Annotated in this window: 18 protein-coding genes and 1 tRNA gene; 7 read left to right on the top strand and 12 right to left on the bottom strand. The window is 60.0% G+C overall.

The genetic code is table 11. The features are described from left to right. Positions 1–58: 58 nt before the first annotated feature. Genes V5N47_RS01610 through V5N47_RS01600 form a run of 3 tightly spaced genes read left to right on the top strand, consistent with a single transcriptional unit; the run spans position 59 to position 3,450 of the window. Entirely contained in the window at positions 59–706 is a 648-nt protein-coding gene (locus V5N47_RS01610) for a hypothetical protein (RefSeq protein WP_338729106.1), read from the top strand. Between the two features lie 44 nt (positions 707–750). Then, positions 751–2,133: a hypothetical protein gene (locus tag V5N47_RS01605; protein WP_338729105.1), complete on the top strand. Its 1,383-nt coding sequence runs from the start codon at positions 751–753 to the stop codon at positions 2,131–2,133. Between the two features lie 39 nt (positions 2,134–2,172). After that, on the top strand, positions 2,173–3,450 hold the full coding sequence (locus tag V5N47_RS01600) for a Tat pathway signal protein (protein WP_338729104.1): 1,278 nt from the start codon (positions 2,173–2,175) through the stop codon (positions 3,448–3,450). Positions 3,451–3,455: 5 nt separating this feature from the next. On the opposite strand, the gene V5N47_RS01595 is transcribed toward V5N47_RS01600, so the two are convergent. The 7 genes from V5N47_RS01595 to V5N47_RS01565 all read right to left on the bottom strand — a co-directional run bounded on the left by V5N47_RS01595 (position 3,456) and on the right by V5N47_RS01565 (position 9,893). After that, positions 3,456–3,644 (bottom strand): hypothetical protein, encoded by a 189-nt coding sequence (locus V5N47_RS01595; RefSeq protein ID WP_338729103.1) that lies wholly within the window; start codon positions 3,642–3,644, stop codon positions 3,456–3,458. Positions 3,645–3,796: 152 nt separating this feature from the next. After that, complete coding sequence (gene glmU / locus V5N47_RS01590; RefSeq protein WP_338729102.1) at positions 3,797–4,981, bottom strand: bifunctional sugar-1-phosphate nucleotidylyltransferase/acetyltransferase; 1,185 nt, start codon at positions 4,979–4,981, stop codon at positions 3,797–3,799. Positions 4,982–5,301: 320 nt separating this feature from the next. Continuing rightward, positions 5,302–7,131 carry an FAD-binding protein gene (locus V5N47_RS01585; protein WP_338729101.1) on the bottom strand — a complete coding sequence of 610 codons (1,830 nt, stop codon included), beginning with the start codon at positions 7,129–7,131 and terminating at the stop codon, positions 5,302–5,304. A gap of 1 nt (position 7,132) precedes the next feature. Continuing rightward, positions 7,133–8,002: a succinate dehydrogenase/fumarate reductase iron-sulfur subunit gene (locus V5N47_RS01580; protein WP_338729100.1), complete on the bottom strand. Its 870-nt coding sequence runs from the start codon at positions 8,000–8,002 to the stop codon at positions 7,133–7,135. A gap of 2 nt (positions 8,003–8,004) precedes the next feature. After that, entirely contained in the window at positions 8,005–8,373 is a 369-nt protein-coding gene (locus tag V5N47_RS01575) for a succinate dehydrogenase hydrophobic membrane anchor subunit (protein ID WP_338729098.1), read from the bottom strand. Between the two features lies 1 nt (position 8,374). Then, complete coding sequence (gene sdhC, locus V5N47_RS01570; protein ID WP_336359534.1) at positions 8,375–8,770, bottom strand: succinate dehydrogenase, cytochrome b556 subunit; 396 nt, start codon at positions 8,768–8,770, stop codon at positions 8,375–8,377. A gap of 79 nt (positions 8,771–8,849) precedes the next feature. Continuing rightward, complete coding sequence (locus tag V5N47_RS01565) at positions 8,850–9,893, bottom strand: succinylglutamate desuccinylase/aspartoacylase family protein (RefSeq protein ID WP_338729097.1); 1,044 nt, start codon at positions 9,891–9,893, stop codon at positions 8,850–8,852. Positions 9,894–9,981: 88 nt separating this feature from the next. Here V5N47_RS01565 and V5N47_RS01560 point away from each other — a divergent pair, with 88 nt between their 5' ends. Then, positions 9,982–11,331: a RimK family alpha-L-glutamate ligase gene (locus tag V5N47_RS01560; RefSeq protein WP_338729096.1), complete on the top strand. Its 1,350-nt coding sequence runs from the start codon at positions 9,982–9,984 to the stop codon at positions 11,329–11,331. On the opposite strand, the gene V5N47_RS01555 is transcribed toward V5N47_RS01560, so the two are convergent. The 4 genes from V5N47_RS01555 to V5N47_RS01540 all read right to left on the bottom strand — a co-directional run bounded on the left by V5N47_RS01555 (position 11,332) and on the right by V5N47_RS01540 (position 14,534). Further along, positions 11,332–11,778: an NUDIX domain-containing protein gene (locus V5N47_RS01555; RefSeq protein ID WP_338729095.1), complete on the bottom strand. Its 447-nt coding sequence runs from the start codon at positions 11,776–11,778 to the stop codon at positions 11,332–11,334. It abuts the gene before it with no gap. A 127-nt stretch (positions 11,779–11,905) separates the two neighbouring features. Then, the gene (locus tag V5N47_RS01550) at positions 11,906–12,472 is read right to left on the bottom strand and encodes a DNA-3-methyladenine glycosylase 2 family protein (RefSeq protein WP_338729094.1); all 567 of its coding nucleotides are present in this window, start codon (positions 12,470–12,472) and stop codon (positions 11,906–11,908) included. A 38-nt stretch (positions 12,473–12,510) separates the two neighbouring features. Then, positions 12,511–13,020, bottom strand: a complete 510-nt coding sequence (gene cysE, locus V5N47_RS01545; protein WP_338729093.1) for a serine O-acetyltransferase — start codon at positions 13,018–13,020, stop codon at positions 12,511–12,513. A 359-nt stretch (positions 13,021–13,379) separates the two neighbouring features. After that, the gene (locus V5N47_RS01540; RefSeq protein WP_338730321.1) at positions 13,380–14,534 is read right to left on the bottom strand and encodes an acyl-CoA dehydrogenase family protein; all 1,155 of its coding nucleotides are present in this window, start codon (positions 14,532–14,534) and stop codon (positions 13,380–13,382) included. A gap of 156 nt (positions 14,535–14,690) precedes the next feature. Between V5N47_RS01540 and V5N47_RS01535 the strand changes: the two genes are divergently transcribed. After that, positions 14,691–16,655 carry a 3-hydroxyacyl-CoA dehydrogenase NAD-binding domain-containing protein gene (locus tag V5N47_RS01535; RefSeq protein WP_338729092.1) on the top strand — a complete coding sequence of 655 codons (1,965 nt, stop codon included), beginning with the start codon at positions 14,691–14,693 and terminating at the stop codon, positions 16,653–16,655. A 239-nt stretch (positions 16,656–16,894) separates the two neighbouring features. Then, positions 16,895–16,969, top strand: a tRNA-Glu gene (locus V5N47_RS01530). Between the two features lie 258 nt (positions 16,970–17,227). On the opposite strand, the gene V5N47_RS01525 is transcribed toward V5N47_RS01530, so the two are convergent. Beyond that, the gene (locus V5N47_RS01525) at positions 17,228–17,374 is read right to left on the bottom strand and encodes a hypothetical protein (protein ID WP_338729091.1); all 147 of its coding nucleotides are present in this window, start codon (positions 17,372–17,374) and stop codon (positions 17,228–17,230) included. A 296-nt stretch (positions 17,375–17,670) separates the two neighbouring features. Between V5N47_RS01525 and V5N47_RS01520 the strand changes: the two genes are divergently transcribed. Further along, complete coding sequence (locus tag V5N47_RS01520) at positions 17,671–19,656, top strand: long-chain fatty acid--CoA ligase (RefSeq protein WP_338729089.1); 1,986 nt, start codon at positions 17,671–17,673, stop codon at positions 19,654–19,656. Positions 19,657–19,662: the final 6 nt, after the last annotated feature.

Raw genomic sequence — 19,662 nt, 5'->3', positions numbered from 1 at the left:
CTATCAGTGAACTATCCTATGTGGGTAATTTTACCCCGTCCCCACGTAGGATACGGTGATGACGATTGCACAGTTGCACGTCTCTCCGCGCCAGCAACGGCAGGTTGGCCACCTCATGCAACTCGCCATTGTTGGGGTGTTCGTCGTTGGCATGATCAACCGGAACGTCAGCATCATCGTCAACGCGCTCATCGCGCTTGCGATTACGTTCCTTCCGGCCCTCCTCGAGCGTGACTACCGAATCCCGCTGAATCCAGCGCTCACCCTCTGGATTACGCTTGCCGTCCTCCTCCACGCGATCGGGATGGTTGGGCTCTATTCGACCGTCTGGTGGTGGGATCACGTCACCCACACACTCTCTGCGACGATTGTTGCGGGGGTTGGCTACACTACAGCCCGCGTCTTCGACAAACACCACGACGTCGTTTCCTTCCCACAACCGTTCTTATTCGTCTATATTCTCGTATTCACGCTCGGTTTTGGCGTCTTCTGGGAAGTGCTCGAATTCACGGTACACAGCCTCGCAGACATCTACGGCTTTGGCCCGCTGCTCATCCAGTACAGCCTCGAAGACACCATCGTCGACCTCTTGTTCGACCTCGTCGGCGCGACACTGGTCGCCATCTTTGGCACTCGCACGCTCGCGGATTTCGCAGATACCGTCGCCGCTGCCCGCGCTCGCGTGCGCGATGTGAGCCGGAGATGAGCAGATTCGCTACCTTCTTGCCCACGAACCGGTGAACAGAGCATATGTTCCGCCTTCGGAGCGCGCTGCTCTCTGCGCTTTGCGTCCTCCTCACGAGCGGCGTCGTGAGCGCCCACGAAGTCGGTGGGTCACGTTTCGAGGCGCCGCTCCCGCTCACACTCCTCTTTGCGGGCGCGGGCGTTACCGTGGCGGTCACAGCGCTCTGGCTCAGCATCTCGGCCCACGAACCGAGTTCGCACCGGACCACACACCTTACAGCGCTCTCAGCGGATCTGACCCACAGGCTCACGCTGGCTGTACGAGTTGGGTTTCTCAGCCTCCTCGCCCTCACCGTGTTCTGGGGACTCTTTGGCAAGCAGGCCGGAGCCGAAAATCCGGCGACGTTCTTTAGCTGGTGGGTCTGGCTCAAAGGCGTCGCCATCGTCTCGCTGCTCGTGGGAAGCCCGTGGCGTACTCTCTCGCCGTGGCGCACGCTCTATCGCGGCCTCTCTCGGCTCGAAGGACGCAGCCTTCAACTCTCGACATATCCAGCGTGGCTTGGCCACTGGCCCGCAGTCAGTGGCTTCCTCCTCGTCGTCGGTATCTTTGAGAATCTGACCGCGATTCCACGGGACCCACAAGCGACGGCCACGTTCATCCTCGGCTACGCGCTGGTGATGGTGGTCGGTGGCGTCTACTACGGCGAAACATGGTTCGAGCGCGCAGACTTCTTCGCCGTACTGTACCGCCTGTTTGGGCGCGTGGCACCCATCCGTTTCTCACGCGCATCGGACAGGACCGCGCGAATAGAACTTCGACGGCCGTGGGCTGGCTGTCTCGAATCTGCGAGCGACCTGAGCCTCACGGCGTTCATCATCGCCACGGTGTACACCGTTAGCTTCGATGGCTTTACGAGTACGCCGGAGTTCCAATCATTGTCAACGGAGCTTCGCTCTAGCCTTACTCTCGGTGGAAGCGTCGATATCCTTCTGTTCATCTTTGGCTTCCTTGGCTTCCTCACAAGCTATGCGCTCATCGTCCTGCTCGTCACGCAGGCCGGAAACCGCAATGAGTGGCACGAGGCCGCACTCGTATTCGCTCCGACGATTCTCCCGATTGCGGTGGCGTACGAACTCGCCCACGTCTATCCGTTCGTCCTCGACAACACGGGACAGTTCGTTGCGCTTGCACTCGCTGGATTCACCACCGGACCAGCGCCGCTCATCTCGCTCACCGACTGGCTTTCATTGCCCCTGTTTTGGGGGTCACAGGTGTTGCTCATCGTCGTCGGGCACGTCGTCGCCGTCGTCGCCGCCCACGGCGTTGCGATTCGTCGCTACGAAACACCCGCACTGGCCCGACGCGCACACGTCCCGCTCGTCGCGCTGATGGTCGGCTACACCGTGCTCTCGCTCTGGATTATCTCGCGCCCCGTCGTCACGGGCTAAGCAGAACACATTTTCCTCCCCGTTCCCAATTCTTTCCCAATGGCCCGCAAAACCCGTGGCATATCGCGTCGAGCGTTCGTCAAAAGCGCCGTCGCGATTGGCGGTGCCGCTGCCTTATCAGCCTGCCTCGACCGCGAAGGCAACCCCGACGTGCCAAGTGGTCCCGAAGACCTCTCGTCGTATCCGACCCGCCAACACGCGTGGAACGACTCGCTCATGACCAGTGACGTGGGCAACGTCATGGCGCCGAAACACCACCTTCTCCTTCCGTTCAACTACACGGGCGACACGCCGACAGCAGCAGAACGAGAAACCGTCGAGGCCACGCTTCAGAGCCTCGAACACGCCTACGAACGCAGCCACAACGGCCTGCTGTTCACGATGGGCTATTCGCCCGCGTACTTCGACCGATTTGACGAGTCGCTCCCGGACTCGGTTGACCTGCCACAGCCCAAAGCGCTGTCATCGTTCGAGGAACCGGAACTCGAAGACTATGACGCCATCATTCATCTCGCAAGCGACTACGGCCACGTCGTCCTCGCCGCAGAAGAGGCACTGATGGGCGACCAAGAGGCGTTGAACGGCCACGAGATGGCTGCAAGCTTCGACGGCATCTTCGAAAAAGCCGGGCGACGCACCGGATTCGTCGGTGAAGGCCTGCCAGCCGAACACCAGGACGTAGACGGCATTCCCGAGGGCAACCCCGTGCCTGAAGACTCCCCACTCTACATGGGATTCAAGTCCGGATTCAAAGACAACCAGGCCACAGAAGACCGCGTGACGATTCAAGACAGCCCTTTCGCGGGCGGGAGCACCCAACACGTCTCGCGCATTCGTCTCCGCCTTGACGATTGGTACGGCGAACAGAACCACGAAGAGCGCGTCGCAGAGATGTTCTGTCCGTTCCACGCAGAGGAAGGCCTCGTCGAAGGCGCAGGCCACACCCTCGGCACGGACTCGCGGGTAGCGGGCGAGTGCGCAGACCGGATTGACGAAGACGCACGAACCTACGGCCGTGTTGGTCACTCACAGAAAATGGCGAGCGTGCGAGAGAACGACAAACCAATCATCCTTCGACGGGACTTCGACTCAACCGACGACGGCGAGGCTGGCGTCCACTTCGTCTCGCTTCACCGCGGAATTGGCGATTTCGAGAAGACGAGAGAGGCGATGAACGGTGAAAAACAAGTCGAAGCGAGCCCCGCTATCAAACAGCGCGTGAACAACGGCATCCTCGAATATATGTTCGTCAAACACCGGGCGAACTACTTGCTCCCACCGCGCGCCCACCGCGCGCTCCCCTCACCCGCACCCTGAGTTGGCTACTGTTCTGGGTCCCACTCTTCGCGACACCGGTCGTTGCAGAAATGTCGCGATTTCACTTCATTATCTTCAATCCACGTGAGTACCCGGTGGGCTGGGTCGTTTATGATACTCGTCCCACAAGTCGCACACTGTGGGGCGGTTTCCTCGGTCACATCCTCACCGAGGTCTGATGTTGGGTCAACCATATGAGTGTGTCATCGTAGCACGACTACTTAGAAGCACCCGTTACGGCAGTGCTGTCTGTCGATTCTTCGATTATCGTCCGTGATTGTTTTGCGTTGTCATAGCCGAGCGATTCGACAGCAGAAAAAAGCACTGCACCTGAAAGCGGTGTGTGTTACCGGTCGCGGAGGACGGACTCGCCGGGCGTGGTCGTCGCCCCCGGTGAGAGCACGACCCCGGCGTTGAGACTCGTGTTGATGGCAGTTTTCGCGCCGTCTCCGGCGACAATGCCGAACTTGCGGCGGCCCGTCGAGGTGCGCTCGCCTTTGACCGTCATCTTCACGTCCGCGTCGTCGTGGCGGAGGTTTGCGACCTTCGTGCCCGCCCCGAGGTTTACGTCCGGCGCGAGGAGGCTGTCACCGAGGTAGTTCAGGTGCGGGACGTTCGTGTCGTGCATCACGACGCTGTTTTTGATTTCGACGCTCTGCCCAATATGACAGTTCTCACTGATGAGCGTCGCCCCGCGGATGTAGGCGTTCGGCCCGACGTGTGCCCCCGATTTGATGAGCACCGGTCCTTCGACCACGACGCCGGGTTCGATAACTGCGCCCTCTTCGACCACAACATCGCCGCGCAGGTCTGCATCGCCGAGCACCTCGCCCTGAATGTCGCGTTCGAGTTCGGAGAGTTTCCACTCGTTCGCTTCGAGCAGCTCCCACGGGCGGCCCACGTCGAGCCAGCGCGTGACCTCGACTGGCGTCACGTCGTAGCTCTCGATGACGCGAGCGACCACGTCCGTAATCTCGTACTCGCCGCGCTCAGAGAGTTCGACGTCGTCGAGCCAGTCGCGGGCTTCGGCGGGGAAGGCGTACGAACCCGCATTTGCGAGGTCGGTGGGTGGGTTCTCTGGTTTCTCGACAATCTCTGTCACCCGACCGTCGTCGGTCGAGAGGACGCCGTAGTTAGACGGTTCTGGCACGCGGAAGGCGGCGATTGCGGGAGCCTCATCGAACAGCGCCTTGATGCCCTCCTTGTCGTAGAGGTTGTCGCCGTTGAGGACGGTGAAGTCGCCATCGATGTGTTTCTGTGCTGCGCGAACGGCGTCTGCGGTGCCATTTTGTTCTTCTTGGACGGCGAAACTGACAGGGACGCCGCGGTACTCGTCGCCGTAGTAGTCGCGCACTGCTTTGGCTTCGTAGCCGACGACGAAGATGAGTTCATCTGCGCCTGCCTCGACGGCGGCGTCTGCGGTGTGTGCTGAGAGCGGTCGGTCGCCAACGGGCAACATCGGTTTCGGGGTGGAGGTGGTGAGCGGCCGCATCCGCGTCCCCTCTCCGGCGGCAAGAATGACTGCTTGCATTGCCTGAGAGTTTGGATACTGCACAAAAGAACTATCGGCCAGCGTGGGGCGCTTTACCATCCGATTGAAACTGTTTAGCAAGTTGAGGTTTATGAGGTGTTCTGCACTCTCTACAAATCACTCACTCGAGCCAAGACCGCACGGAAGCCGACAACGCTGAACCGCCCCGCTCCCGCAACCTGCCTCCGTCACCACAGACCGCCTTCCACCACGCACCACACGTGGACTGTGTCGTGGTCGTGTCGCTACTCAATGGATAGTCGTGTGGTGGTTGCGTTACCACTCTTCGTTCGGTAAAAACGGGAAAGAAGAAATTTCGCTCAGTAGGAGCGGACTTTCGGCTCGTAGGTCTTCTCTTCGCCTTCTAAGATGACTGGCTTGTAGTAGAGTTCCGGGCTGCCGTCGTTCCACGCCATGAGCGTGTGTTTAATCCACTCTTCGTCCTTGCGCTCTTGGTGCTCTGCGCGCCAGTGTGCGCCACGGAATTCGGTACGGGCGAGCGCACCGGCCGTGATGGTCTCTGCAATGTCGATGAGGTTCTGCGTCTCGATAGTGTGGATGAGGTCGGTGTTGAACGTCCGGCTTGGGTCTGCGACGTACACGTCCTCGTAGGCCTCACGAGCCTCGCGGATGTCGCGCAGGGCCTGCTTCAGGCCGTCTTCCGTGCGGAAGACGTTCACGTTCGCCGTCATTGCCTTCTGGAGTTTGTGACGGATTTCTGCGTGCTGAAGCCCTTCGTCTTTCGTCATCAGCCGCTCGATGCGGGCGTTCTCGGCCTCGACAGCCTTCGAAATGACCGTCTCGACATCGACTGCCGCACCGTCTGCGGCGACGTCCTCGTCTGTGGCGTCAACCGCACCGAGTGGGACGGGACTGTCGATGTTGCCCTCCTCGGACTTTGCGGACCGACCGGTCTGAATCTGCGCTTCGCCTAAGTCCGTGCCAGCCGCGTGGCGGCCAGCGCGAGCGCCGTACACAATGAGTTCCGGCAGGGCGTTCCCACCTAAGCGATTCGCCCCGTGGACGCTCACACAGGCACACTCGCCTGCGGCGTAGAGGCCGGCGATACAGGTTTCCCCGTTCTCGTCGGTCTCGATGCCGCCCATCGCGTAGTGCTGGCCGGGTTTGACGGGCATCGGCCGTTCAAGGCCGTCTACGCCCTCGAAGTCAGCCGCGAGGTGCAGGATGTTCTCGAGGCGGTCGATGATGCGCTCGTCGCCGAGGTGGCGCATATCGAGGTGGACGTACTCGTCTTCGATGCCGCGGCCTTCGTTGACTTCCGTCAACTCAGCGCGCGCCACCACGTCACGGCTGGCGAGTTCGCCGTCGTTGTTCGCGTAGCCGTACTCGAACATGAGGCGTTCACCGTTTGCGTTGTAGAGGATGCCACCTTCACCACGGACACCTTCGGAGATGAGGACCCCCGTCGATGGCAGCGTGGTCGGGTGGAACTGGATGAACTCCATGTCCTCGAGCGGGACGCCTGCTCGGTAGGCCATCGCCGGGCCGTCACCGGTACAGGAGACCGCGTTCGTCGTGTGGTCGAAGGCCTGTCCGGGCCCACCAGTTGCGATGATGACACCCTTGTTTGCCTTGAACCCCTCGACGCGACCGGTCTGGATGTCGATTGCGACGACACCGTGACAGGTGCGGTCTTCTGGGTCGTCGTGGTCGGTCACCGCGAGGCGGGAGACGTACCACTCGTCGTACACCGTGATGCCGCGTTTGACGACCTGCTCGTACATCGTGTGGAGCAGGTGGTGGCCGGTTTCGGCACCGGCGTACGTCGTCCGTGGGAACGAGAGGCCACCGAATGGGCGCTGGGAGACACGGCCGTCTTCTTCGCGGGAGAACGGCATGCCCCAGTGTTCGAGTTGGATGACCTCGTCGGGCGAGGTCTGACAGAGCGTTTCGATAGCCGGGGCGTCACCGAGGAAGTCAGACCCCTTCATCGTGTCGTAGGCGTGGCTTTCCCAAGAATCACCCTCACGGAGGGCGGCGTTGATGCCACCTTCTGCAGCACCCGTGTGACTGCGAACCGGGTGGAGCTTCGTGACCATTGCCACGTCCGCACCTTCTTCGTGGGCCGCCACGGCCGCGCGGAGCCCCGCGCCGCCTGCGCCGACCACAATTACGTCGTGTTCGTGCATGTTACCAGAATTTCAGGTTGTTCTTGACCGCTTCTCGCTTGAGTTCCTGAATGTGCTCGGTAAGCGGGATGTCTTTCGGGCAGACGTTCGTACAGGAGAACTGGGTCTGACAGCGCCAGACGCCGTGCTCCTCTTCGATAATCTGCAGGCGGTGCTGTTTCATGTCCTCGCCCTCGCGCTCGTCCATCGCAAAGCGGTAGGCCTTGTTGAGCGCGGCCGGGCCGAGATACTCGTTGTCGCCAGCGGCGATGTTACACGAGGACATACACGCGCCACACCAGATACAGCGCGTGGACATCTTGACCTTCTCGCGGTTCTCGCGGGTCTGGCGCTGTTCTTCGCCAGCGGGCAGGTCGTTCGTCTGGAAGTACGGTTCGACCGACTCCATCTGGTCGTAGAAGTGCTCCATGTCCACGACGAGGTCTTTGACGACCTCTTGGTGAGGGAGCGGTTCGACGCGAACTGGCTCAGAAAGATCCGAGATTTGGGTCTTACAACACAGACGCTGTTTGCCGTTTACGAACATCGCGTCGGAGCCACAGATGGCTTGACGACACGAGTGACGGAACGTGAGACTGGAGTCGAAGATGTCGCGCGCCTGCATGAGCGCGTCGAGAACCGTCATGCCCTGTTTGAACGGGACGTGGAAGTCGTCGAAGCGCGGCTCTTTCTTGCCTTCGACTTCCGGGTCGTAGCGGAAGACCTTCAGGTGGATGGTCTCGTCGAACGCGGCGGCGTCGGCTTCTGCTTCTGCCTCGCGTTCGACCCGTCGTTCGCGTTTCTCGGCCATACGGCGCTGTTGGTGTTCTGGCTTCGAGGACTGTGCTAGCTCTTCTGATTCGGATTCAGTTTCGGGAATTTGCGTGCTCATAGTTAGAGGCTCACCCCGGTCATTGCAATCGCCACGCGGATGCCCTGTGCGGTCAGCGCGAGTCCGGCGATGATGAGGACGTACTTGACGACAGATTTCTGCGTGCCCTTTAAGCCCTGGTTCACGAGCGCGTTGTAGACGCCGTTTACGCCGTGGAACGTTGCCGTCACGAGGAACAGCACCATCGTGACGAAGTAGCCCGGTTGCTGCATCCGTTGGGCTGTCTGGGCAATCGTAATCTCAGACGGGAGATTCGCAAAGTGCAGAAGCATGAAGTGGAAGGCAAGCACGACGACGAGGAAGGCGGCCGTCAGCCGCTGGAGCAGCCAGCGGGTGCCACCGTACTCGAACGAGGAGTAGCGTTCTGCCATTTTAGAACACCCCGTGCATGAACGTCGGCACGCTTGCGACGACGATTGCACCGGTCAAGATGAGCGATGCGTAGAAACTCTTGTCCTCGGCTTCGAGGCCGACGCCGAGGTCAACGAACAGCAATCTGAGGCCATTGAGGATGTGGAACACGGCCACCGCGAGCAACCCGACTTCGAGGAATCGGACGAGCATCAGGCTCTCCAATCCCTGCAGTGTCTGAGTGTATAACGCGGGGTCGCTGGCGGTTGCAGTGCTCAACACGGCAATGTGCGTGAAGAGATAGCCAATAAGAACCCAGCCGGTGAACTTGTGGAAAATCCAAGCCCACATCCCGGCGGAGAACTCCCGCCAGCGGCCGAAGTCCTCGATGAGGCCACGGTTGTAAGACTGACTCATGGTACCTACTCGGAGCGTGGGACTACGGGTGTATAGAAGTTACTAACCCGGCGGAGTCCGCGAGAAGTGAAAACTGTGGTTAGGACTGCTCGCTCTCGTGGACGGCCTTCATCGCCGCGGTCTGCTCGCGTTCGAGCGCGCGTTGGGTGGTTTCGTCCAGTTTCACGAGGTGGCAAATCGGATTTCCGGGGTACACGAGCGGGTTTTCGAGCACGCCGACGAGCAGGCCCGTGAAGGGCGCTTCGATCTCCGAGGTGTCTGTCTTGAACGGATTCGTAATCTTACAGATGCGGTCGCCCTCGTAGACGAGCGCTCCGCGTTCGTAGTGCATATCGACGAGGCCGCCAGCGTCTGCCCGCAGCCACGTCTTCTCGCTCGTGTCCTCGATGATCGTCCGCCAGCCGGGCCAGTGGACGGATTTGGTCGGGCGCATGCCGTACTCTGCGAACACGCTCTCGACGCCTTCGAGTGCGCGGTCGATGAGTTCGCGCTGGAAACGGTGGGCTTCGCCCATCTCGATGGTGATACAGGGCACGCCGTAGCGGGTGGCTTCTCCGCGCAGCGAGCCGTCTGGTGCCGACCCGGAGAGGATGACGTTCGACGCGAACGCCCGGGATAGGCGAGCGACCTTCTCATTGGCCATGTCGCCGCGGACGTGGAGCATGTTCGTCCGGCCGCGCGTCGAGGTGTGAAAGTCGAGTGCGAAGTCACACGGCTCGATGAAGTTCTTGAAAATGCGATTGGCCATCCGTTTCGCGCTCGTCCCGTAGTCGTTACCCGGGAACGAGCGGTTCAGGTCACGGTCGTAGATGGGGAGATAGCGCTGTTGAGCAATGAACGCGGGGACGTTCATCACGGGGATACAGACGATTGTGCCGTGGAGATTCGTGTGGTCCCACTCGTGGGCGACTTCTCGGACAACCTCGATGCCGTTTAGCTCGTCGCCGTGGGTAGCAGCCCCGACGAATGCCGTCGGACCGGGGTGCTCGCCATTGACAATTGTCACCGGAATGCGTACCGGATCTCCGAGATAGGTCTCGCTCACAGTGTACCGAAAGTTTCGCGTCTCGCCGGGGTCGACCCGGCCGCCGTCGAATGTAAACGGCGGTGCCGCGTTTGACATAACTTGACTCAGGCGGGGGAGTATAAAAAGGATTCACCGTGAGACGAACACCGACACTACTTTTGAAGGGGGCAGAAAAGAGTGGGTAATGACTGGCGACATCACTGTGGGCGTCTTGAGCACGCATAACAGCAAAGAGACAAAAGCGATTCTCAACGCTGTTGACGACCTTGGCTACGATACCGAATGGCTGCGTGATGAAAACACGCAGGTTGACATCGTTGACGGCGAAATCTCGTTCAAACCGGACGTTGACATCATCGCGAACCGCCTCCTCCTCTCGAACGTAGAGCAACCGGCAGAACGCCTCGGCCTCGCCATGACGTTCGAGAAGCTTCGGCCGATGCTCAACAAACCAATGGCGACGATGACGGCGATGCACAAGTTCGCCGCCGCCGCCGCACTCTCCTCGAACGGCGTCTCCGTTCCGGACGCCCTCCTCGCGCTGTCGAGCGACAACCTGAACGCGGGCCGCGACCGATTCGGTGAGGAAGCGGTCTACAAAACCGCCATCGGCACCCACGGCGGTGGGACGTGGCGCGTTGACCTGGACGACCCCGTCAACCCGAAAGTCGGGACCCGGCAGGCGTTCCTCCAGAAGCTCATCGAGCGCGACGGCGAGCGCCACCGAGACCTGCGTGTCTACGTCGTCGGCGACGAGATTATCGGCGCGATGAACCGCTATGCGCCCGAAGACGATTGGCGGACGAACGTCGCCCTTGGCGGTGACGTCGAAGACGCGAGCCAGCGCCTCCCCGACGAAGTGCGCGAGATGGCGCTCAAATCCAAGGAAATCATCGGCCTCGACTACGCCGGTGTGGACATCGTCGAAGGTGAAGACGGCTGGTACGTCCTCGAAGTCAACCCGACCGCTGGGTTCAAAGGCCTCTACGAGGCAACCGGCCGCAGTGCCGCGCCGTACATCGCCAAACTCGCCATCGAAGCCGCGGGCGGCGACGTCGACCAAGAGCGCGTTCGCGAACTCTCTGCGACGCTCGACGACTCGGTGCCCGCCTGCAAACCACGTCGCGCCCAGAAGGCACCCTCCGAGCCGCTCGTGGTTGGCTACACTGAGGAAGTGCTTATCTCGGGAACGCGTGGCAGTCAGAGCATCCTCGCGAAGTCCGACACGGGCGCAAAGCGCACCTCGATTGACGCGCAACTCGCCGCGGAAATCGGGACTGGCCCAATCAAGAACATCGTCCGTGTCAAATCCGGTAGCCTGAAATCTGGGCGCTCTCGCCCGGTCGTCGACCTTGTCGTCGGGATTGGCGGCACCCAACACACCGTCACCGCAAGCATCGAAGACCGTAGTCACATGGACTACCCACTGCTCCTTGGGCGGGACATCCTCAAGCACTACCACGTCGACGTGCGCCGTCTCGCAGAAGAGGACTTCTCCGAAGACGAAGAAGAAGAGCAGGATATAGAGGAGTAACTACCGCGTCTCGCCGAGATAGACCGGCATTTTTTCTGGTTCGTCGGCCTTCAACAGCGGCGTCAGTCCCTTCGGGAAAAACGCCTCCGTTTCGAGGTCGGTGATGCGGAGCCACGTACAGCCAATCTGGTACGGGTCGTCGTCGTTTGCAGATTCGACTGTGCCGCCAGTGCGTTCACACCGAAACAGAAAATTCGTTTGCTGCTGGCCATCCGGTCGGCCGTGTTTTTCTGGGATGAACTCTTGGACGGCGACCAGCGGCCCCACCGTTACCTCGATACCGACTTCTTCGCGCACTTCACGGCGGAGGGTGTCGTGGAGCGTCTCGCCTGCCTGTTGGCCGCCACCCGGTGTCAGATACCAGCGGTTGGTGTCGGTCTCATTTTCGGTGACGAGGAGCCGTCCGTCTTCGATGACGACGGCGCGGGCGGCGGTTCTGATGGACATATACGCTCTCAGGAAGGGTGGCGTAAAACCGTTCCTTATGGCGCTTCAGCGTGCGGTGAACACCAGCCACAAGATTGGTTGCCGTCGGCAGTCACGTACAGACAGTTGTCACTCCGCGAATTACCGCTCAGTCGATAGCGCGCCAGACGTAGCGACTCGCATAGCTGCGATACGGTCGCCAGTCGTCTGCTTTCTCAACCATCGCCTGCTCGTCTTCGAGGTCGTAGAGTTTGGTCATCCCGTTTCTGATTCCCAAGTCTTCGACCGGGAACACGTCCTCGCGGGCGAGGACGGACATGAGGAACATCTTCGCCGTCCAAACGCCGACGCCGGTAATCTCGGTCAAGTCATCGATGACTTCCTCGTCGCTCATCGGCGCGAAGTAGTCGTGGGAGACGCCGTCTTCGAAGTGGGCTGCGATGTTGCGCACGTAGCGGATTTTCTGACTCGACAGGCCGCATTCTCTGAGCCCTTCTTCATCCGCCGCGCGGATGCCGTCTGGTGTGATTTCGTAGCGGTCGAACAGCCGCCCGCGGATGGCGGCCGCAGACTGCACCGAGAGCTGTTGGTTGATGATTGCGGTCACGAGGCGAGCAAAGGGGTCGTCGGCTCGCTCTACGGCAATCTCGCCGTGTTCGTCAATCAGCGCGGCGAGCGTCGAGTCCGTTCGCAGATGGGCGTATGCGTCGGTCACAGTGCAGGAAAGGAGGTGGATGTAAAAAGCGGTTTCCGCTAGTCCTCTACGGGCTCGGCGGGAACACCAACGACGGTGGTGTCTGGGGCCACGTCAGTGAGAACGACGCCACCAGCGCCGACCTGCGCGCCGTCACCGACTTCGATGGGGCCAAGCAACGTCGCGTTCGCGCCGAGCAATACGTTGTTCCCGATGGTCGGGTGGCGCTTTTTCGGATTCGATGACGTGCCGCCGAGCGTCACGCCGTGGAACATGACCACGTCGTCGCCGATGATTGCGGTTTCACCGATGACGACGCCCATGCCGTGGTCGATGAACAGTCGTCGCCCGATTGTCGCGCCGGGATGGATTTCGATGCCGGTGAGAAAGCGGGCGAACTGCGAAATGATGCGGGCGGTCACGCGAAAGCCGCGGGTGTGCAGCGCGTGGGCGAGGCGGTGAAACAGGAGTGCGTGGACGCCGGGGTAGGTAAGCGCCTCTGCGGTGCTCTTTGCGGCCGGGTCGTTTTCGATTGCGGTGTGAATGTCTTCGGAAAGTTGGCTGAACATTGATTGAGTGGGTGAGAGTGGTCGGCTGCGACGCGAGTAGAAATGAGTCGTTCAGCAACAACACGTACGGCGTGGCGACTGCTGGTGAGCAGGCAACACCGGCCGCAGGTCACGGGTGGTGACGACCATTGTTACCAGCGTGTAATACGGGGGGTTTGAAGAGGGTTTGCAGTTCGGGTGATTGTGAGACGAGTGCGCAAACTCAGACGAAGTCGTGTTCCGGAACGATTACAAATCGTGCTGTGCGGTGCGGTTGTGGGAGGTGTGCCCAGTCAGAAAAGTGAGCGCGGATGCGCTCGCAACCTTTTTCATGAAAGTTTTTCGCGGCGCGCTTCATGCGCGCCGCTCAAAAAGTTGCGTTAGAAGCCTTTACCCAACAGTTCGCGGGCGATGATGTTCTTCTGAATCTCCGTGGTACCCTCGTAAATTTGGGTGATTTTTGCGTCACGGTAGAAGCGCTCGACGTCGAAGTCGTTGACGTAGCCTGCACCACCGTGAATCTGGACGGCTTCGTTTGCGACGTCAACGGCCACGCGCGAGGAGTATTCCTTGGCCATCGACGCGAGTTTCGTGAGCAAGCCATCTTCGTTGTCCACCGACCACGCAGACTTGTACGTGAGGTTGCGGGCGGCTTCGGTGCGCGTGTACATATCCGAGAGCTTGTGCTGGATGGCTTGGAAGTCGCCGATTGGGCGGCCGAACTGCTCGCGCTCTTTGGCGTATTCAAGCGCGCGCTCTGAGGCCCCTTTGGCGATGCCAACACCCTGTGCCGCGACGCCGGTGCGGGTCTCGTCGAAGAACTGCATCTGCTGGAGGAAGCCCATACCACGGGTGCCAACGAGGTTCGCTTCGGGCACGCGCACGTTGTCGAAGATGAGTTCAGCGGTGTCGCTCGCGCGGATGCCGAGTTTGCCCGTGATCTTGTCGGCCTCGAAGCCGTCGCGGTCGGATTCGACGATAATCTGGGAGAAACCGTTGTAGCGGCCTTCGGCTTCGGGGTCGGTCTTACAGAGGACGACGAAGAAGTCGCCGACCGAGCCGTTCGTAATCCACATCTTGTTGCCGTTAATCACCCACTCGTCACCGTCTTTCTCGGCTTTCGTGGAGACAGAAGACACGTCAGAGCCGGTGTCGGGTTCGGAGATGGCAGCGCCCATGATGGCGTCGCCGCTTGCGATGCCGGGGAGGTACTCTTCTTTCTGTTCGTCGGTACCGAACTCCATGATGGCCTCGCCGCCGAAGCCAGTGGAGGTGAGACAGAGGCCGATGCCGGGGTCTGCGGCGAACAGCTCTTCGATGATGATGGCGAGTTCGAGCGTCGAGTAGCCAGCGCCGCCGTACTCGATTGGGATGTTCGCGCCAAGCAGGCCCATGTCGCCCGCCTTCTTGATGATTTTGTGCGGATATTTTTCTTCGACGTCGTACTCTGTCGCGACGGGTTTCACCTCGTTTTCGGCAAAGCGCCGAATCTCTTCTCGAATCTGTTTTTGCTCGTCGGTAAAGCCAAACTCCATGCGGGTGTGAATGGTCATAGCATACTTAATTCCTTGTAACCGATTTCAAACTGAATTAGCGTTTTTCAGGCCTGTAGATAAACTCAACGCGCGTTTCAAAATCGCACAAGGAAAACGTTGAAACCTCTGTGTCGTGGATGTATGACCAGATACACCATGGAACTTGATGACATCAACACGATTGCGGTTCTCGGGGCCGGGAACATGGGCCACGGCATCGCAGAACTGGCCGCTCTCGCTGGCTACGACGTGAACCTCCGCGACATCAAAGAAGAGTTCGTCCAGAACGGCTACGACAACATCGAGTGGTCGCTCCAGAAACTCGCTGAGAAAGACCAGCTCTCTGATGAGGAAGCGAGCGCCGCCTTAGACCGCATCACGCCGCTCGTTGACGTCGAAGAAGCCGTCTCTGACGTTGATTTCGTTATCGAAGTCGTCCCCGAGAAGATGGACATCAAAAAAGAGGTGTACGCAGAAGTCGAGGAATACGCCCCCGACCACGCCATCTTCGCAACCAACACCTCCTCGCTTTCTATCACCGAACTCTCCGAAGTCACAGACCGCCCGGAGCGATTCTGTGGGATGCACTTTTTCAACCCACCCGTTCGCATGGCGCTCGTCGAAGTCATCACGGGCGCGTACACGAGCGAAGACACCCTCGCCCTGACCGAGGAACTCGCAGAGTCATTCGGCAAAACGCCGGTCCGCGTGCGCAAGGACAGTCCCGGCTTCATCGTCAACCGCATTCTCGTCCCGCTAATGAACGAAGCCTGCTGGATTGTCGAAGACGGGACCGCGACGATGGAAGAAGTCGATTCGACCGTCAAGTTCGAACTCGGCCTGCCAATGGGCGCGTTCGAACTCGGCGACCAAGTCGGCAACGACGTGACCTACCACGTCCTCGACTACATGCACGACGTGCTCGGTGAGGCCTACGCGCCGTGCCCACTGCTCAAGGAAACGGTCGAGGCAGAACACTACGGCAAGAAGGTCGGCAAGGGCTTCTACGACTACGAAGACGGCGACGGCGCGACCATCCCAACCGACGCAGGCCGCGAAGACGTCGAACACCGCCTGCTTGGCGTGATGGCAAACGAGGTCGGCAACCTTGTCGGCAACGACGTTGCCCCAGCAAAGGACATCGACGAAGCCGTGATGCTCGGCGGTGGCTACCCAACCGGCCCGGCGAAGATGGCTGACGAAGTCGGCCTCTCCGTCCTCGTCGAGACGCTCGACGACCTCCACGAGAAGACCGGTGCGGCCCGCTACGAAGTCTCTGACGGCCTCCGCGAACACGCAGACAAAGGCGGCTTCTACGCCGGTAGCGACGACGAAATCGAGTTCTCCGCCATCGAAATCGAATACCCCGGCGACAAGGTCGGTCACCTCATCCTCTCCCGGGAAGCGCGCATGAACACAGTCAACGAGGAGATGCTGGATGACCTCGCAGCCGCAATCGACCTCCTCGAAGACGACGACGAGGTTCGCGCAATCCTCATCACCGGCAAGGGCGGGCGCGCCTTCTCCGCTGGTGCAGACGTCACCTCGATGGCTGGAAGCGCAGACCCACTCGACGCCATCGACCTCTCGAAGAAAGGCCAAGAAACCTTTGGCAAGCTCGAATCCTGCTCGATGCCCGTGCTCGCGGCCATCGACGGCTTCGCACTCGGCGGCGGGTTCGAGCTCTCGATGTGCGCAGACCTGCGCATCGCCTCCGAACGCTCAGAAATTGGCCTGCCAGAACACAGCCTCGGCCTCCTGCCGGGCTGGGGTGGCACCCAGCGCCTCCAACGGCTCATCGGCATGAGCCGCGCAAAGGAGATCATCTTCACCGCAGAGCGCTTCGACGCGGAGACGATGTACGAGTACAACGTCCTCAACGAAGTCGTCCCGAACGACGAGTTCGAGGAGCGTGCCCACGAACTGGCCGCGAAACTGGCCGGCGGCCCGCCAATCTCACAGTCGATGACGAAAGAAGCGATGCTCCGTGGTTGGGAGAACATCGACGCCGGACTCGCGCTCGAATCGAACGCATTCGGGCACCTGATGGCGACAGAAGACCTCATGGAGGGTATTTCCGCGTTCATGGAGAAGCGCGACCCAGAGTTTGCGGGCAAATAACACAGCGGCGACGGAACGGAACGTTTAAACTTTTCTCCGCAAAACGCAGTAATGTACCCTGACGAAGCAGGGGAAACCGGTCGACAGCAGGTGGATGAGCTCCACTGTCTGACCGAATGAGCAAGTGTGCTCCGTTGTTGAGACGGACGAAGTCCGTCGATGCTCGGAGCGAACGAAGTGAGCTCCGTTGTCACACGGAACGAAGTGACGTGTGGCACGTAGCGCGAAACGCAGTAAGCGCTCCGTTGGTGTAGTCCGGCCAATCATTTCGGCCTTTCGAGCCGATGACCAGGGTTCAAATCCCTGACGGAGCATTTCTCTCGAAGCAAGTTACCGAGCGATAGCGAGGTAGTTGCGAGTACAGAATGTGGAGGAAGGGATTGAACGCTTGAGCGAGTGCAACGAGCGAGTGAAGTTCAAATCCCTGACGGAGCACTTTTCCAATTTCAAATCGTCCAGTTGTCACTCAACATTGTTGTTCTGCTACGCTGCATCTTGTGCGTTGAGTATCGCTCTCACTCACGAACACATTGACGCAGAAAAATATGGTTTCCCCACCCTGTCGCAGAACCTCAGATGTAGTGGCTCCAGACCATCTCTTCAAGGTACGCGCGCTGGTCTTTTTGGCCACCGTCGGTCTTGATGTGTGTTGGTGTTTCGACGAGTGGAACGATTGGCGCGCCGGTGTTTTCACCGTCAGTGTACTGTCGTGCAGTCATCAATCCAAAAGTCTACGTCTCAGTAGATAAACTTAATTATTGTTAATTGTAGATTCAGTAAATCGGACAGGACTGTTCGGATATTATGCACATTATTTCTGGTGGGTTCGCGCCCGTATCGACCCGTAGATGGGGTGGTTGCCATTGGTTGACGGGCGGCACAAATTGGTGTGGATTGCACTGCTTCGGTCACGCGAGGCGACGTGGACAACGGCTCCTGTCGGGTTGTGTCTGGATAAATAACGCAGGCGATAAGAGGGGAAGCAGTTACAACCCGTGACTTCAATGACAGGAGTATGACGACAGCCGAGTGGCTCACGGCAGAGCGGGAGTATAGCGACGAGGTCATTGGCGATGACACAATTCCACGGCTGTTCGAGGCGAGCGCGGAGCGCAACGCCGCCCACGACGCTCAGTTGTACAAAGGCGGCATCTACAACCGCTCGTTGACGCCGGACATCCTTCCCGAAGCGCCGGACGGACAGTACGCCTCGCTCACCTACGCGGACATGCGCGACATCGTCCGCAACCTCGCCGCTGGTTTTCGCGACCTTGGCGTCGAAGACGGCACGCGCGTCGGCATTTTCGCAGACACCCGAATGGAGTGGGCACAGACTGATTTCGCTCTCCTTGCTGCTGGCTGCGTCGTGACCACAGTCTACACCGAATCCTCGCCAACGCAAGTCGAATACCTGCTCGCAAACCCCGGCGCACGCGGCGTGGTCGTCGAAAATGAGGAGTTGCTCAACCGCGTGCTCGACGTTGAAGCCGACCTCAAACTCGACTTTATTGTCGTGATGGACGCGGTCGACTCCTCCTACGACCGCAATGACATCTACACGCTCGCAGAAGTTCACGACCGGGGCGCAGCGACGTTCGACCCAGACGCCTACGAGGAGTGGCTTGCAACCCGCTCACTCGACGACCTTGCAAGCCTCATCTACACGTCCGGAACCACGGGCAAGCCAAAGGGTGTCCGCCTGACTCACGGCAACTTCCGCGCGAACGTGAATCAGATTCGCCGACGATTCGCCCCGCGACCTGACCGCGACCCCTCTGTCCCGACCATCGACACCGATACGACGGCACTCTCATTTCTCCCGCTTGCTCACGTCTTCGAACGAACCGCGGGCCACTTCGTCATGTTCGCCTCCGGGGGCACGGTTGCCTACGCAGAGAGTTCCGACACCGTTGGCGATGACATTGTTATCGTTCGCCCGACGACGGCGACGAGCGTCCCGCGCGTTTACGAACGCATCTTCGACTCGATGCGCGAGCAGGCGAGCCAATCACCGCTCAAAGAGCGCATCTTCAACTGGGCTATCGACATCGGACGAGCGCACTACCGTTCTGAGAACCCCGACACCCTGCTCACCATCAAGTACGCCATCGCAGACCGGCTCGTCTTCTCGACGGTCAAAGACCAACTCGGCGGGAACATCGAGATGTTCATCTCCGGCGGTGGCAGCCTCTCAAAGGAGCTTGCAGAGCTGTTCAACGGCATGGGACTCCCCATCCTCGAAGGCTACGGGCTGACCGAAACCGCGCCCGTGTTGACGGTGAACCCACCGGAAGACCCGCGCCCTGGAACCCTCGGCGTCCCGCTCATGGACGTCTCCATCAAGTTCGACACGACCGTCGTTGCGGACGACCAACGCAAGCAGGCGAGCGGTGAAATCGGTGAACTCCTCGTCAAAGGGCCAAACGTTTCCACAGGCTACTGGATGAACTCTGAAGCTACCGCCGCCGCGTTCACCCAAGACGGTTGGTTCAGAACCGGCGACATCGTCGAACGTGGCCCGGACGACTACCTCATCTACCACGACCGCCTGAAACAACTGTTCGTCCTCTCGACGGGGAAAAACATCGCACCCGGCCCTATCGAAGATGCCTTTGCGACGAGTCCGCGCGTCGAGCAAATCATGGTGCTCGGCGACGACCAGAAGTTCGTCGCCGCGCTTGTTGTGCCGAACTTCGAGAGCTTACGTGAGTGGGCAAAGCGCGAGAATATCGACCTTCCCGACTCGAAAGCCGAACTGTGTGACCATCCACGCGTCAAACAGTGGGTACAGGCGGACATCGACGAGAAAAACGAGCAGTTCAGCAAGTCTGAGCGAATCAAGCAGTTCGAACTCGTCCCCGAGGAATGGACGGCGGAAAACGACTTGCTCACTCCATCGATGAAGATGAAACGCCGCAACATCGTAGACCAATTCGAGGAGCGAATCACGCGGATTTACGGCGAGCAAGCGGCGAAAACGGTGCAGTCGAACTCGAACTAACCGTCA

Source organism: Haladaptatus sp. DJG-WS-42, assembly GCF_037198285.1.
In the GTDB taxonomy this organism is placed as follows: domain Archaea; phylum Halobacteriota; class Halobacteria; order Halobacteriales; family Halococcaceae; genus QDMS2.
This window is presented reverse-complemented; position numbering and strand designations above follow the sequence as displayed.

Coding starts and splice junctions, on each gene's coding strand:
- V5N47_RS01595 (WP_338729103.1), bottom strand. CDS start 3,644: ATGGTTGACCCAACATCAGACCTCGGTGAGGATGTGACCGAGGAAACC.
- glmU (WP_338729102.1), bottom strand. CDS start 4,981: ATGCAAGCAGTCATTCTTGCCGCCGGAGAGGGGACGCGGATGCGGCCG.
- V5N47_RS01580 (WP_338729100.1), bottom strand. CDS start 8,002: ATGAGCACGCAAATTCCCGAAACTGAATCCGAATCAGAAGAGCTAGCA.
- sdhC (WP_336359534.1), bottom strand. CDS start 8,770: ATGAGTCAGTCTTACAACCGTGGCCTCATCGAGGACTTCGGCCGCTGG.
- V5N47_RS01605 (WP_338729105.1), top strand. CDS start 751: ATGTTCCGCCTTCGGAGCGCGCTGCTCTCTGCGCTTTGCGTCCTCCTC.
- V5N47_RS01555 (WP_338729095.1), bottom strand. CDS start 11,778: ATGTCCATCAGAACCGCCGCCCGCGCCGTCGTCATCGAAGACGGACGG.
- V5N47_RS01525 (WP_338729091.1), bottom strand. CDS start 17,374: ATGACTGCACGACAGTACACTGACGGTGAAAACACCGGCGCGCCAATC.
- V5N47_RS01600 (WP_338729104.1), top strand. CDS start 2,173: ATGGCCCGCAAAACCCGTGGCATATCGCGTCGAGCGTTCGTCAAAAGC.
- V5N47_RS01585 (WP_338729101.1), bottom strand. CDS start 7,131: ATGCACGAACACGACGTAATTGTGGTCGGCGCAGGCGGCGCGGGGCTC.
- cysE (WP_338729093.1), bottom strand. CDS start 13,020: ATGTTCAGCCAACTTTCCGAAGACATTCACACCGCAATCGAAAACGAC.
- V5N47_RS01610 (WP_338729106.1), top strand. CDS start 59: ATGACGATTGCACAGTTGCACGTCTCTCCGCGCCAGCAACGGCAGGTT.
- V5N47_RS01565 (WP_338729097.1), bottom strand. CDS start 9,893: ATGTCAAACGCGGCACCGCCGTTTACATTCGACGGCGGCCGGGTCGAC.
- V5N47_RS01540 (WP_338730321.1), bottom strand. CDS start 14,534: ATGGAGTTTGGCTTTACCGACGAGCAAAAACAGATTCGAGAAGAGATT.
- V5N47_RS01520 (WP_338729089.1), top strand. CDS start 17,671: ATGACGACAGCCGAGTGGCTCACGGCAGAGCGGGAGTATAGCGACGAG.
- V5N47_RS01560 (WP_338729096.1), top strand. CDS start 9,982: ATGACTGGCGACATCACTGTGGGCGTCTTGAGCACGCATAACAGCAAA.
- V5N47_RS01535 (WP_338729092.1), top strand. CDS start 14,691: ATGGAACTTGATGACATCAACACGATTGCGGTTCTCGGGGCCGGGAAC.
- V5N47_RS01575 (WP_338729098.1), bottom strand. CDS start 8,373: ATGGCAGAACGCTACTCCTCGTTCGAGTACGGTGGCACCCGCTGGCTG.